The organism is Neobacillus cucumis (assembly GCF_016908975.1).
In the GTDB taxonomy this organism is placed as follows: domain Bacteria; phylum Bacillota; class Bacilli; order Bacillales; family Cytobacillaceae; genus Neobacillus; species Neobacillus cucumis.
The window spans coordinates 1-13,850 of record NZ_JAFBEX010000047.1 but is presented as its reverse complement, the minus strand read 5'-3'; the positions used below and the strand labels follow the sequence as shown (position 1 = coordinate 13,850).

Below are 13,850 nucleotides of genomic sequence, written 5' to 3'. Positions count from 1 at the left end.
CTTATTGATGACAGTATAATTGGTTATAAATAGTAAAAAATCCGATGATACCAAAAAATGAGCCAATACCTGTCCGAAATGAGCCAATCAAGGGGAAAAATCGGCCAATGGCTGCCCGAAATGATCCACTTCCCCTTGAAAATGAGCCAACCGCCATCTTAGAGTATGGTCGAGGTGGCAAGCTTGGTTTTTTGATGATGGTATAATTGGTTATAAATGGTAAAAAATCCAATGATGCCAAAAAATGAGCCAATACCTGCCCGAAATGAGCCAACTACCCATGAAAATAAGCTAATGCGTGACCAAAATGGATTATCCCCATTGAACAAATACTGCTGACATACATGCAAGACCACAAAATAAACAGGTGCAATGAAAACACTGCACCCTAGTTAAGAATCGTAATAATGGTGACAGGCACCGTTTATTATTCAGTGGAAGGCACCCATCATCACATCTTATTCTTCATCTTTTTTCTGTTGTTTTTTCTGGTGTTCTTGGAGGGCGAGAAGGATGTCTTCGACGTCGATTTTGCCATCATTATTTAGGTCTTGAAGAGTATTTTCTGGTGCCGCAGGCGGTGTCTGTTCTGGTGCTATAGGTGCCGGTCCAGGCCCCGCGGAAGGTACAGCATCTGCCTCAGAGGACCCTTTCGATTTACCTCCGACAAACGTAAATACTAACAAGATAAGAACAAGCAATCCTGCTACACCATCAACAATATAGAAGGTGGTCGCATAATCGGACCAAAGTGTTTTACTGCTGTCGACCTTCTTCTCGGCATTGGCAATATATTGTTTAATCTCCGAGTGATTTGGATAAATCCGTTGCACCGCTTCGAATTTTTCTAGGGCATCCTTATAATAACCGCCCCAATATAATTCCAAACCTTCCTGATATAGCGTATCCGTCTCACTCTTGGTATTTCTGACTCCAGCTTGATTCACAAACTCCTTGACCGTATTAACCGGTACAGCAAAATTAAAACCTTGGACCTCTTGGCCATTGACCGTATCACCTCTGAAGGTTAACAAGCCGACGATTTGCCCTTTGTTATTAATGACTGGACCACCGCTGTTCCCGTGTGTGGCTGCCGCATTAATTTGAATAACTGGGCTTCCTTGTTCCGTCTTTTTCGAAGTGGCAGAAATTTGCCCAGCGTTCATCGAGGATACCAATGATGAATCCGGTGATAAAAGATCAGAATCCGCTGCGGCAGGATAACCGCTTACCCAAATATTATCTTGGTTTTGAATGTTATCAGAATTTCCTAGAGGGATCGTAGGCAGATTTTTTCCTTCAATTTTTAAAACAGCAACATCTTTTCCTTCATTAATAGGGGCGCCATAGCTTTTAACCTCTCCATCTAAAACATCCCCACCTGGTAGAACAACCTTTAATACTCTTTTAATTTCCGTGTATTGGGTGTATGACACCATGTAGTTATAGGCAGTCTCATAATCAACTTTAAAATAATCAGCAACCGTTGAGACTACTTGTTCAAATGCATCATTCGCAATATCTTCATCTTTCTTTTGCGTGGCTTCCACTACATGCGCATTGGTGACAATATAGCCATCAGAGCTGATAATAGCCCCAGACCCAGATCCGCCCACTACCGTTTGATTATTCAATTGTTCAAGTATGGCCGCGACTTCAGGATCATTGGGATTGTTAAATTGCCAGCTGACTACAGCATAATCGACGATTCGAACGACCGCCGGTTTCGTGAATTCAGCAAGCTTTTGTGCCTGCGTAATATTTCCTTTCGCTGGTTGGATATTAATGAGGAAAAAGGAGGCGACAATCACTGCAATAAGCAGCAAACTTAGCGGAATGGTAAAAAAGGCCCTTTTTTTCAAAGTAAATTCACCTCTTGGCTGATTTTAAAATTCACTTTGCAATATATTCCATTGATATGGATTGGAAAATTGTCTTATGTTAATGAATTAAAAATTCATTAAATTTTTTTGAGACTAAAGAACTAAAAAGGGAATTAAAATCCGCCAAGGAGATGTTTGAACTGTAGGTTCCTTACGAGGTTTTTTAAAATTAATCTTACGATGAGCGTCTTCTGCGTAGTTTTTGTTTTAAATAGTACATAGCCCCTAACATTCCAGCGTCATTTTGATGTTTACAACTTTCAATAGGGATTTGTATTTCCTTCCACCAAGAAAGCTGTTCAAGGTGTTGATTAACCAAATAAATCAAACCTGGCTGGGTAAAAATGCCACCGCCAATTAAGATTTTTTCTGGATTTAATGTAGCAGCTAGGTTGAAAATTCCATAGCTAATGCTTCGGGTCCATTCCTCGACTAGTTGTCTAACGGCATAATCGTTTGTCGTTTCGAATAAAATGGTCTCCCCGTCCACTTTCTGCCATTCATTCATACCCTTAAGCCTTTTATAAGAATTAATTAACGCTGTAGTAGAAGCATTGGTATGCAATATTTTCTCCGTGCCTTGGGATTGGGTAATCATAAATCCAAATTCGCCACTTTTAAAGGCGTGTCCGCGCAAAAGCTTCCCATTGATAAAAATCCCACCGCCAATTCCTGTGCCCACTGTCACACAAATAAAATCCTTGCAATCTTGGGCGTTGCCACTAATTTTTTCTGCTATAGCCGCACAATTTCCGTCATTTTCAATTTCAATAGGGAGAGAGAGTTTAGTTCCTAGTAATCTTTTAAGATTTTGGCCATTTAAAACCGTAATAGCTCCCGCTTTTTCTGAATAGCCTGTGTAAGGATCGATAAAACCAGGTAAACTAATGGCAACACCTGACACAGCTGTATCTATGGTATATGTCCTAATCGTATCTACCATCAATTCAAGGAACGTATCTAAATTTTTGGAGGGAGTATCATAGATTCCTTTTGATAGAAACTTTCCATTCTCTGTTAGTAACCCGTGTTTTACTTTGGTCCCGCCAATATCAAAAGCAATAAACTTTTTCATTTTACTTCCCCCTATTGTCGTTTTATGCTGCTAATTAATTCTTATAATGGTTCCCTCATCAGCAGTAGGATTTTCAAATTCCTGATAAATTTGTTTTAATACCGTATCATCTAATCGTTTTAGTTCCCTGTTTCGTTGTTTACATGTTTCATAATCCGTTTCCACCACGTAAATTTTTAAAGTCAGTCCGAACTCCTTCGCCACCTTTCGCCACCTTTTACGACGGTCCCTAGTCCGGTTTGTGGTATCGACAATCACTTTATGACCACTTTTTAATAGAGATCGGACCATGAGCTCAGCACTTTCCCACACAAGCGGCTCAGCCTCAGCTTTATATCTTTCGCCATGTAAAGCTAACCTAATATCATCAAGGGATACTCGTACCCACCCCTTGCTTTGGAGCGATTTGCAGTAGGTGGATTTCCCACTTAGCGGCATCCCGCACATAATTGCCAGTTTCACACACACTCTCTCCTTACCTTCGATCTATTGAAAAAAACAATAAACTTCTTTCCATTACTTTATGAAATGCAACTCAAAAGTAATTTGACAGGGTTTCTTCACCTGATTTCATTCGGAAATTAGTGCATTTGCCTGATTATATTAAATTTTTTGTATGGGCTTGGGATACAAGCCGTATCTAAAAATTGGCAAGCTACATACCTATAAATTATCTATAGATTAGTATCTATCTCCAATACAAAGAAGGTGAGGAAAAACAATGGTGAGGAAAGCGATTATCCCTGCTGCAGGATACGGTACCCGAAGTCTTCCGATTACAAAAGCAATTCCTAAAGAAATGTTTCCCATAGGTTTAAAACCAGCGATCCATTATATCGTTGAGGAGGCTGTTCAATCGGGGATTGAACAATTATTAATTATCATCTCTAACTCCAAACATGCGATATTGGACTATTTTGATCATTCCATGGAGTTAGAGACCTTTTTAAAAAATAAAAATAAACAGCATCTGCTACAACATTTAGAACTTCCCAAAATCGATATTTTCTTTATGAAACAATATTATGCAAAGGGACTTGGGGACGCGATTCGACTCGGAAAACAATTTGTAGGAAATGAACCGTTTGGTGTTCTATTACCCGATGACTTTGTTATTTCCGATGGAACTCCTGCTCTTCAACAGTTAATTGATATCTATCAGGATACTCATAGCAGTGTATTAGGCCTAAAGAAAGTAAAAGAAGATCAATTACAGAATTATGGGGTAATTCGAGGCGATGCACAAACAGACCTTATTCAAATTGAAGGTATAGTAGAAAAGCCTAAAGAAAACCCTCCTTCAGACTTAGCTGTTATCGGAAGGTATATTTTCACTCCTCAAATTTTTCAACACCTCGAGCAATTAATGGAAGGCGTCGACGGGGAATTACAACTGACAGATGCGATAAAGGGTTTGATTGAATATGAGTCGGTATATGGAAAAATCATATCCGGAGATCGTTATGATATTGGTAAGTTAGAGGAATATATTGAGCTCATAAAAATAATGGGTCAGAAATCATAAATCAGTGATTTCTATATAAAAGGAGCGAGAGAAATTGTTTGAGAATGTTTCAATTATTATTCCTTTTCAATCGGATTATGGTCCAAGGGCTAAGGCGTTTGAATGGATTAAACGTTATTATGCCAGTACCATGCCTGAAGCAGAATTATGTATAGGAATAATATATGACAAGGAAATCAATAAATCGAGAGCGATTAACCTGGCAGCTAAAAACGCCACCAGAGATATTTTGGTCATCGCCGATGCGGATGTAGTATATGATCCTAACCTTATTTTAGAGTCGATTCCACTGCTAGAAAAAGGAGGATTTGTCGTCCCATTTACGGATGTCTATAATGTCGAACAATATGGTACAGAGAAATTACTTAAAACCAAACCAGCTTGGCCGTTAAACATAAAATCGGAATATGCTTATAGATCTAATTGGGTCTATGAAGGATTTGCTGGTAAACTCATTGTTATTTCTCGAGAGAACTTCGAAGCAGTCGGAGGTTTTGATGAGCGATTTATTGGCTGGGGGGGAGAAGATGATGCTTTTTCCCATGCAGCTAGGACGATCTGTGGAGACCTAATCAATATAAAGGGGAAAGTGTTCCATCTGTGGCACCCAGCTTCTAGCTATCAAACCAATCCTCACGGTAGGGAAAATGGCAGACTTCTGCATCGTTATGAATCTGCTAGTGGGAACAAGGAAAAGATGTTGGAGCTCATTCAAGAAAAAAAGCTAAATGCTGCTCTAGTAAATAATGAAAAAATTCTACCAGAATCACCTAAAAGTAAAATTTGTTTTGCGATTCTTGTTCATGAAGATCGAGAGTTAGTCAAAGAGCTGATTGAAAATGTCCGCTATTATTGCCCTAACAGTACATTCGTTTTATACAATGGCGGGAATGATCCGGCCCTTTGCGAGGGTTTAGGTGTACCGGTTTGCCCAACAAGCCACAAGTTAAAACGGGGCTGGACCACGATTCATTTTCTCGAAGTAATGGAATGGCTAGAAGAACTGGGAATTGAGTATGAGTATTTTATTAATATTGATTCGGATGCTTTGTTTATCAAGAAAGGATATGAAGAATTTATCCAATCTGAGATGCAGGATACGGATTATATGGCGGTCTACCTGCGTGTCCCTGAAAAGGATTGGTATATTGGAAAGGAACTGAAGAAAGACGTTAACAGATGGAAAGCAATATTTAATGTGGATCCATTTTATGGAGTCTTTAATGTGGGCCAAGTTATTTCTAGGCCTATTGTGAAAGCATTGCTAGATCCAGTAAGGAAGCAAACTCTGAAAAATGCTTTAATCGAAACCCCTTCCTTTGGTACTGATGAGATCTTTTTTGTTAATATGGCTATAGAGCTTGGTTTTAGAATAAAAAAGTACCCAAATAAAATGGACACACAAATGATCCGTTATCGCCCTTATTTTACCATCGATGAAATGATGTACTGCCTTACTGATTCTGAAAGCAGCTGCCTATGTCATCCCATCTTGCGTGATAAAGATGATCCCGTACGGAAATTAATTCTCCACCTTGAACATGAACATAATACCAAGAAGTACAAAAGCAAGTATTATCCATGGTATGAAGAGGATGCCCAAAATTACGAGGTTTCGATTCCAATTTACACGCAATTTGGGAATAAAGAGCTTGTCGTCCGTTCTGGGTCGACGTTGACCCACTATTATCGCCAAGCTAAGGGGAAATGGTATAAAAGTGAGACATTTGCAACAGATGTGGCAGGTATTCCACTTTTCTTTGAAAATCATTCAGGGCATTTTGCGGTGGTCTGTAAACTAAATAATGGTGATATCGGCTTTTGGTTGAGGGACAACAAAGCCAATGACTATCCTTGGTATGGACCAACCATCTATCAACTTGAAAAGATTGAGCCGATTATGGCCGGTAAACTTCCGGATGGAAAACATATCATCGTGTTTACGAGGGACGGTAAATATATTTATTGGGAACTGGACCGTGATCAATGGTATAAGGTCTTTCCGAATAGAGAAGATGAATAAGTTTGAACAGTTAGGTCTCCTTGGGTAGGAGGCCTAACTGTATTTTAGGAAATTATTTTCAGATGAAGAGGCTTCAAGTGTATAATGACCTTATACATGTCCCTGGAGGTCTTATGATGGAGAAAAAATGGAAGATAATGACCGTGTTTGGAACCAGACCAGAGGCTATTAAAATGGCGCCGCTTGTGAAGGAATTAGAAAAATATCCTGATGAAATAGAATCCATTGTTACGGTTACGGCTCAGCACCGTGAAATGCTCGATCAAGTTTTAACGATATTTCAAATTTCCCCTGATTTTGATTTAAATATTATGAAGGAAAGACAATCGCTCATCGATGTGACGACACGTAGTTTAGAAGGATTAAACAAGATTTTAGCGGAGGTAAAGCCTGATATGGTATTAGTCCATGGGGATACAACTACCACGTTTGTGGCGAGTTTAGCAGCTTTTTATCATGCTATCCCGATTGGACATGTGGAGGCAGGGCTTCGCACTTATCATAAATATTCGCCATACCCGGAGGAAATGAACCGCCAATTGACAGGGGTGCTAGCCGATCTTCATTTTGCCCCCACGCTCCAATCTAAGCGTCATTTGCTCTTGGAAAATAAAAACGAGGAAGCTATTTATATTACGGGAAATACAGCAATCGATGCCTTAAAAACGACGGTAAGGCCAGATTATGCGCATCCAGTATTAGATAAGCTCGGAAATGATCGTCTCATATTAATGACAGCGCATCGCAGGGAGAATACTGGAACACCGATGGAGAATATGTTCCGGGCGATCCGCCGCCTTGTCGACAAACATGCGGATATACAGGTCGTTTATCCTGTGCACAGGAACCCAGTTGTTCGTGAACTTGCCGGTCGGTTTCTGGGAAATCATGATCGAATCCATCTGATTGAACCGTTAGATGTTATTGATTTTCATAACTTTGCTTCAAGGGCCTATCTGATTTTGACTGACTCTGGTGGTGTGCAAGAGGAGGCACCATCATTGGGAGTACCGGTGCTCGTGCTGCGGGATACCACCGAGCGTCCTGAAGGGATTGAAGCAGGGACATTGAAATTGGCAGGAACGGATGAAGAGAACATCTTTGGCTTAGCTGATGAACTGGTTTCAGACAAGGCTGCCCACGACAAAATGGCGAAGGCTTCAAATCCATATGGAGACGGATTCGCCTCCAAACGAATCGTCCAAGCCATCCTCTCACACTTTAGTGTCAGGCATCGCTTGTGAACACTGTCTATCTCAGGAGGACAAAGGTGAATTCATGGTTTAGATGGACGATAAGATAAGATATAATGTACGGGAGCCCTTTTGTCTTGGATGAAGGTAAAGGCAGGGCTCGGGTATTGTTAGCACATTAAAAGGGAGATCAATCATGAAGTTAAAGAAAATTCATCACGTGGCTGTTATTTGTTCTGATTATCAAACATCAAAGGATTTTTATGTTCGAATTTTAGGGCTTACACCGATTAGCGAAGTGTATCGGGAGGAACGGGACTCCTATAAGTTGGATTTAGCAGTAGGTGGTCAATACCAAATCGAATTGTTTTCCTTTCCCAACCCTCCTGCAAGACCGAACCGTCCTGAAGCATTGGGCTTAAGACACCTAGCGTTTGAAGTAGACAATATCGAAGAAGAAGTGGCTGAATTAGTGAAACACGATATCAAGGTAGAACCCATCCGTATCGATCCGTTCACCAACAAAAAATACACCTTCTTCAACGATCCAGATGGTCTGCCGCTTGAACTATATGAGAGATAAATGGTGCCTGTCACCATTTCTCCCTCTTTCACTATAAATATAGAGTTTCCTCTTTCTATCCCTCAGCTCCCCCTATTTTCTCCTTTGAATCAATGTAACCTTTTCTCTAATAAATACGTCTTAAGTCTTAGAGTTCTTTCCGTTTGTGGTCTATGGCGTGCAGGAGTTTTTTCATGTATTGTGGAAGTAGTGAATGTCATATTCTTCTATATAGCTGAAGTTTTTAGGTTTTTGAAACATTCATTTACTTATTTCGTATCAATATAAAGGATAAATAGTCAGGAGTCGATCCAAATGAACCCAATTGTTGCATTCCTAATCCGCTCGTTTGTGGCCGTTCCCGTTACGGTTATTACATGGTTAATCTGTTACATTCCACTTGATTATACCTTTTGGGGAGCCACCTTCATTGCCATACTAAGCGGAGTACTTACCCATGTCATTCTGTCATTATTCCAAAACATCAGCTATTTAAAAAAGCATCAGCTATCAAGGAAAGAATATCGCTATATTAAGAAAAACCTAAAAGAGGCCAAACAGAAAATCAGACGCCTGAATAAAAGCATCTTCCATATCCGGGATATCCATACAGTCAAACAGCGAATTGACATCAATCGAATCACCAAAAAAATACACAAGATGACCATGAAGGAGCCAAAGCGATTCTACAAGGCCGAGGAATTTTATTTCTCCCATCTTGACTCCCTCGTTGAACTGACTGAAAAATATAGTTTCATTTCTTCACAGCCCAAACAAAACAGCGAGATGGGGCAGTCCCTCATTGAAACGCGGAAAACATTAATTGAATTAACTAAAGTAGTAGAGGACGATTTATACCACGTCATCTCTGATGATATCAACACGTTAAATTTCGAAATTGATGTGGCAAAACACACGATTCAAAAGAAAAAGGAATTAAAATTTCCTGAAGAAAATAGGTGGCTAAAATGAGTGAACAACATTCCTCTCCGAAATCGGGGGACTTATTAGATGATATCCTTGCCAATCCGTTTGGCGATTCCAGCCCGTTTGAACTGACGCCCAAAAAAACGACAGAAATAAATGAAGCAAGACCTGTTAAGTTAATTGATGTCATCCCAGAGGAAAATCGGGTCAAGGCCCGACAACTTGCCGAGCAAATTGATCCCGCCAACCACCAGGCGATGATTTCGTATGGCACTCAAGCTCAAGGAAAGCTCTTATCGTTCTCTCATACGATGCTTGAACACGTCCAGAAACAGGATGTAGGCGAAATCGGGGAAATCATTAATGATCTGATGAAAAGGTTAAATGAGGTGAATCCTGATGAATTAAAGGATGGGAAGCCATCCTTATTTGCTCGTATGTTTGGTAAAATTTCAAGCTCCATTCAAGAAGTTCTCTCTAAATATCAAAAAACAGGAGCACAGATCGACCGGATCAGTGTGAAACTAGAGCGCAGTAAAAACCTGCTGCTATCGGATATTAAACTATTAGAGCAGCTGTACGATACGAACAAGGAATACTTTCATGCCCTGAATATTTATATTGCAGCGGGAGAAATCAAACTCGAAGAAATGGAAACGAAGATTATTCCGGGGTTAAAAAAAGAAGCTGAAGTGACTAATGATCAAATGAAGTTCCAAGAAGTTAATGACATGATTCAATTTGCCGACCGATTAGACAAGCGCCTTCATGATTTGAAATTAAGCCGGGAGATTACGATCCAAAGTGCGCCGCAAATTCGGCTAATCCAAAATACGAACCAAGCGCTAGTGGAAAAAATTCAATCCTCCATCATGACCGCCATTCCATTATGGAAAAACCAAGTGGCGATTGCCTTAACGTTAATCCGACAGCGTCATGCGGTTGAGGCCCAGAAAATGGTGTCCAAAACCACCAATGAGCTTCTATTAAAGAATGCGGAAATGTTGAAAACCAATACGATTGAGACCGCGAAAGAAAATGAACGCGGATTGGTCGATATCGAAACATTAAAGAAAACACAGGAAAACTTAATCAGCACATTAGAAGAAACGATGCGGATACAAGAAGAAGGCCGTCACAAACGCCGACTTGCCGAACAAGAACTTGCCAACATGGAAAACGACCTTCGGTTAAAACTCCTCGATATAAAAGGAAACAAATAAGGGTGACAGGCACCATTGCTACTATCTAGAGGTTGCAAATGGTGCCTGTCACCCTTTTTTTGAGAATTGTCTAGCTCCAGCGCCTAGCCCCTCGATGGTCTACAGCCACTCCCAAAATGAAGGCAACAAACGCCTTCTTTTTGGGAGCGTCTTATGCTTGGCTACAGAAAGCTACCGCTTTCTGTACGCATTAAGGGCGACTAGTCTTTGACCCTGCTTTCGCTGGTCAGTCGACAAGTCGCCCTATATCGTGGCTGACCAAGGCGCTTGCGCTTTTCTTATTTATTTACCTGAACGGTTTCGAAATATTCTTCGAGGGTGATGTTCTTTTTTGTTATTTCTTTGGCGATTGTTTTGCCGACATAGCGTAAATGCCATGGCTCGTATTGGTAGCCTGTGATTGCTTCTTTTCCCTTCGGATAGCGGATGATAAAGCCATATTCGTCGGCATGTTTCCCGAGCCATTTGGCGGCTTTCGTCCCAGCAAAACAATCTTCGGCAGCACATTTTCCGTCGCCGCCCGTTACATCAATCGCAAGGCCTGTCTCATGCTCACTCGTCCCCGGCACTGCACTGTATTTCTTAGCGGCCTTAACTCCGTCTATGCTTGCATAACGGTTAAACAAAGCCGTTTGGACGGCATAAGAACGATAAGCCGACACGCCAAGAAGGCTCACTCCATCTTGTTTGGCCCCGGCAAACAACTCTTCAATCGCTTGCGCGGCTTTCCTGCGCATCTTGCGTTTCTCCAGTTTCTCTTTAAAAACAAACGGAATGTCAGGGTACACCAAATCACTCGGTTTAAAACTATCGGGCAGCTTATGATACTTATTGACAAGCACTGGAATCGCTGAAGGGTCTGAATCCACCCCTATACCACCCTCGTTTCCCTCATTTTGTACTTTTGTCATATTTTTGCTGGGAGAGGTCGGTTGATCATCAGCAAAAGGCTCCTTCAATGAGCAGCCACCCAATGGGAAAGCAAGCCCTATGATACAGAACATGAATAAAAGTATTTTCGTCATCATATACGTCCTCTTTAAAAAAATTCATTTCCTTAACATAATGGACAGAATGAATTACTTTAAAACGTCATAATCTCCTAGAGAGTATAAGTCTTTAAATAGGTTTGAATTTTTCCTAAAACCATAGGACGTGTCGATGGGTCCAAAGTCTCTTTTCATTTCTAAAAAGGATCCTTATATTTTGTATAAGTACATTAATCGTTCGAACGGCAAAACCATTGAAAGATGGTGACGCATACTATAGGGGCTAATGTTTGTGTTAAACGATGCTCGCCAGTTACCGAACATGACAAATTCCTGCGATTTACGTAAACCACAATGGAGGAGGTTTCCATGTGTTAAAAGTACTCATTAAGGGAAAATACTATTATCATTTATTCCTTCATCGTCACAATCAATTACTGCAGCAGGATTGTTTGAGTGAAGAATTAAGGATGAAACTAAAAGTCAAAGCTACCTATCATAACCGTAAAGCAATCGAAATCGGGTTAAAATTGTAGTGAACTTAAAAAGGAAGCCTAGGATCCGTTCCTAGGCTTTTAATTTTAAAAAATCACTTTGAGAATGGACCTCAGTCAATCTGCTCCAATCCATACGTTGTAGAACGGGTGATTCCGCTTTTTTGTTCGAAGATAAGGAGGTATAAATTTCGACTTTGAGAATTGTCTAGCTCCAGCGCCTAGCCCCTCGAGGTCATAAGCCACTCCCAAAATGAAGGCAAAAAGCGCCTTCTTTTTGGGAGCGTCTTATGCTTGTCGGGGCTGATCAAGGCGCTTACGCCTTTCTTCGAATTTCTGAACAAAGTTACAATTGCGGCATGCTTTGCCAATCAATCTCTTGGTCCCGCAATGTTCATAATAAATTTCTTCTAAACCACAGACAGGGCACTCGATAATATGGAAAATTTGTCTTTCTCCTAGTACAGCGTCCAACAATGATTCAAAGTACATTTATTTATCCCCCTATCTATTATTTCTTTAAAGAATAGCAAATACTATAAGTGAAAAAAGATGAAACTTGTCAGCTTGTCTTCAGATGTTTTCGACATTCATGAAAACGGGAAAATAGTCGCAAGAAAAAGGAGAGAGTTGTATGAAAGACGAAAAGGATCAAACAAGTGAAGGACTGAATCAGATTTTTGAAATTATCAATGCCAAAGGAGATACGGGCGAGCTGGAGGAAATTGTCCAACAAAGCGATCAAACAACATCTCAAGAAGGAAAAAACCAAACTACGTGAAAAGACCTAGAACTGTTCTAGGTTTTCTTGTGGACAAATTAGTAGGAATTGTGGATATGGAAGCCTGGTTTGTGGATAAAGTAGTGTGTTTTGTGGAAAAATAAGCTACTATTGTGGGTATCTAAAAAAACTGTGGTAATTGCACCAAATATTCAGAAGATATTCACAAATATTGTGGAAAAATAACTAATAAATGTTGATAACTTTTTAATTGTTGTGGACAGATACTTGTAATATGTTAATAACCTGTGGAAAAAATCGCCAAACACGCATAAATTTCCTGAGTCTATCTACCTGCACCCCAATAATAAAATGACAATTGTCACCTGAAATACCTCCCTGGCATCATAAAATAAAATCAAGAAAGCTGGAGGTGTTCCATATGAATAGAATTTAAAGCTTAACAAATGTAACCAAGTCATTTCAACATATACAGCCGTAGATGATTTATCTTTTTCAATTGTTGTAAAGTATAGCCGTGCCACGCATTGTACTATTGTAGTTACGATTCTGGAAGAAAAAAGTGAATCTTGTGATCCAAGATGATGGGATGGGTGTGCCGAAAAGTATAGATGGGGAAATTGTTGATCTTACAGAAACAATTCGAAAAGGAATGGATGGTAAACGAGTCTTCAGTCCAGAACTCACCTTTGATGTTATCTGTGATGAAAATCCATTAACAGTAAAAGAACGAGAGATTCTAAGATTAGCAGCTTTAGAGGGCACAACCAAAGAAATCACCTCTGAACTCTACCTATCATCCGTAGTGTTAATGGTGCCTGTTACTATTTTATTAAAAAGTAGTTGCTTTTTGATACGGTGGGTGATATTATTTAAAAGCTGTCAGCGAGACTAGTAAACATTTAAAAAGTTGTTGACAGATTAAAAGTATTTTTGGTATGATATAAAAGTTGTCGCTGATGCAAACGAAATAAATGTTGACAACGAAATTAAAAGATGATACGATATAAAAGTTGTCTTAAAAATTGTTCTTTGAAAACTAAACAAACAAAAACGTCAACAAACAATAATTAATCGTGTTTCTTCTATTATATAATGAAGAATACGAGTCAACGTATCAAATGAGCTAATCAACTTTCTTGGAGAGTTTGATCCTGGCTCAGGACGAACGCTGGCGGCGTGCCTAATACATGCAAGTCGAGCGAATCAATAGG

The 13,850-nt window shown here is 39.9% G+C and carries 15 protein-coding genes, 1 rRNA gene, 1 pseudogene and 1 riboswitch; of the genes and pseudogenes, 12 read left to right on the top strand and 5 right to left on the bottom strand.

What is annotated here, in order from left to right:
* The first annotated feature begins 44 nt into the window (after positions 1-44).
* Together JOC76_RS29105 and JOC76_RS30665 are read left to right on the top strand one after the other, a co-directional pair.
* On the top strand, positions 45-206 hold the full coding sequence (locus JOC76_RS29105) for a hypothetical protein (RefSeq protein ID WP_205182270.1): 162 nt from the start codon (positions 45-47) through the stop codon (positions 204-206).
* A 10-nt stretch (positions 207-216) separates the two neighbouring features.
* Positions 217-339 (top strand): hypothetical protein, encoded by a 123-nt coding sequence (locus JOC76_RS30665; RefSeq protein WP_275591433.1) that lies wholly within the window; start codon positions 217-219, stop codon positions 337-339.
* Between the two features lie 119 nt (positions 340-458).
* Here the strand turns inward: JOC76_RS30665 and JOC76_RS29100 are convergent, their stop codons facing one another.
* The 3 genes from JOC76_RS29100 to JOC76_RS29090 all read right to left on the bottom strand — a co-directional run bounded on the left by JOC76_RS29100 (position 459) and on the right by JOC76_RS29090 (position 3,420).
* The gene (locus JOC76_RS29100) at positions 459-1,862 is read right to left on the bottom strand and encodes a trypsin-like peptidase domain-containing protein (RefSeq protein WP_205182269.1); all 1,404 of its coding nucleotides are present in this window, start codon (positions 1,860-1,862) and stop codon (positions 459-461) included.
* 196 nt (positions 1,863-2,058) lie between these two features.
* A complete protein-coding gene (locus JOC76_RS29095) occupies positions 2,059-2,958 on the bottom strand; it encodes an ROK family protein (protein WP_205182268.1) in 900 nt (299 codons plus the stop codon).
* A gap of 30 nt (positions 2,959-2,988) precedes the next feature.
* Positions 2,989-3,420 carry an ATP-binding protein gene (locus tag JOC76_RS29090; protein WP_205182267.1) on the bottom strand — a complete coding sequence of 144 codons (432 nt, stop codon included), beginning with the start codon at positions 3,418-3,420 and terminating at the stop codon, positions 2,989-2,991.
* A gap of 259 nt (positions 3,421-3,679) precedes the next feature.
* Between JOC76_RS29090 and JOC76_RS29085 the strand changes: the two genes are divergently transcribed.
* From JOC76_RS29085 to JOC76_RS29060, 6 genes are all read left to right on the top strand, one after another.
* Positions 3,680-4,483 carry a UTP--glucose-1-phosphate uridylyltransferase gene (locus JOC76_RS29085; protein WP_205182266.1) on the top strand — a complete coding sequence of 268 codons (804 nt, stop codon included), beginning with the start codon at positions 3,680-3,682 and terminating at the stop codon, positions 4,481-4,483.
* A 34-nt stretch (positions 4,484-4,517) separates the two neighbouring features.
* On the top strand, positions 4,518-6,506 hold the full coding sequence (locus JOC76_RS29080) for a galactosyltransferase-related protein (protein WP_205182265.1): 1,989 nt from the start codon (positions 4,518-4,520) through the stop codon (positions 6,504-6,506).
* Between the two features lie 116 nt (positions 6,507-6,622).
* Entirely contained in the window at positions 6,623-7,750 is a 1,128-nt protein-coding gene (wecB, locus tag JOC76_RS29075; RefSeq protein ID WP_205182264.1) for a non-hydrolyzing UDP-N-acetylglucosamine 2-epimerase, read from the top strand.
* Positions 7,751-7,895: 145 nt separating this feature from the next.
* Positions 7,896-8,282 carry an SMU1112c/YaeR family gloxylase I-like metalloprotein gene (gene gloA2, locus JOC76_RS29070; RefSeq protein WP_205182263.1) on the top strand — a complete coding sequence of 129 codons (387 nt, stop codon included), beginning with the start codon at positions 7,896-7,898 and terminating at the stop codon, positions 8,280-8,282.
* Between the two features lie 294 nt (positions 8,283-8,576).
* A complete protein-coding gene (locus JOC76_RS29065) occupies positions 8,577-9,233 on the top strand; it encodes a 5-bromo-4-chloroindolyl phosphate hydrolysis family protein (RefSeq protein ID WP_205182262.1) in 657 nt (218 codons plus the stop codon).
* Positions 9,230-10,411, top strand: coding sequence for a toxic anion resistance protein (locus JOC76_RS29060; RefSeq protein ID WP_205182261.1), 1,182 nt, complete (start codon positions 9,230-9,232; stop codon positions 10,409-10,411). The genes JOC76_RS29065 and JOC76_RS29060 overlap by 4 nt, the downstream gene beginning before the upstream one ends.
* A 278-nt stretch (positions 10,412-10,689) precedes the next feature.
* Here the strand turns inward: JOC76_RS29060 and JOC76_RS29055 are convergent, their stop codons facing one another.
* Positions 10,690-11,439 (bottom strand): M15 family metallopeptidase, encoded by a 750-nt coding sequence (locus tag JOC76_RS29055; protein ID WP_205182260.1) that lies wholly within the window; start codon positions 11,437-11,439, stop codon positions 10,690-10,692.
* 195 nt (positions 11,440-11,634) lie between these two features.
* Positions 11,635-11,721, top strand: a riboswitch (cyclic di-GMP riboswitch).
* 50 nt (positions 11,722-11,771) lie between these two features.
* Between JOC76_RS29055 and JOC76_RS29050 the strand changes: the two genes are divergently transcribed.
* Entirely contained in the window at positions 11,772-11,936 is a 165-nt protein-coding gene (locus JOC76_RS29050) for a hypothetical protein (protein WP_205182259.1), read from the top strand.
* A gap of 246 nt (positions 11,937-12,182) precedes the next feature.
* Here JOC76_RS29050 and JOC76_RS29045 read toward each other — a convergent pair whose 3' ends face one another.
* On the bottom strand, positions 12,183-12,386 hold the full coding sequence (locus tag JOC76_RS29045; protein WP_205182258.1) for an acyltransferase: 204 nt from the start codon (positions 12,384-12,386) through the stop codon (positions 12,183-12,185).
* A gap of 142 nt (positions 12,387-12,528) precedes the next feature.
* Between JOC76_RS29045 and JOC76_RS29040 the strand changes: the two genes are divergently transcribed.
* The 3 genes and pseudogenes from JOC76_RS29040 to JOC76_RS29030 all read left to right on the top strand — a co-directional run.
* Positions 12,529-12,675, top strand: coding sequence for a hypothetical protein (locus JOC76_RS29040; RefSeq protein WP_205182257.1), 147 nt, complete (start codon positions 12,529-12,531; stop codon positions 12,673-12,675).
* A gap of 571 nt (positions 12,676-13,246) precedes the next feature.
* A pseudogene (locus tag JOC76_RS29035) lies at positions 13,247-13,435 on the top strand (DNA-binding response regulator); the annotation flags it as partial.
* Between the two features lie 337 nt (positions 13,436-13,772).
* Positions 13,773-13,850: ribosomal RNA gene (locus JOC76_RS29030) — 16S ribosomal RNA — on the top strand; the annotation flags it as partial.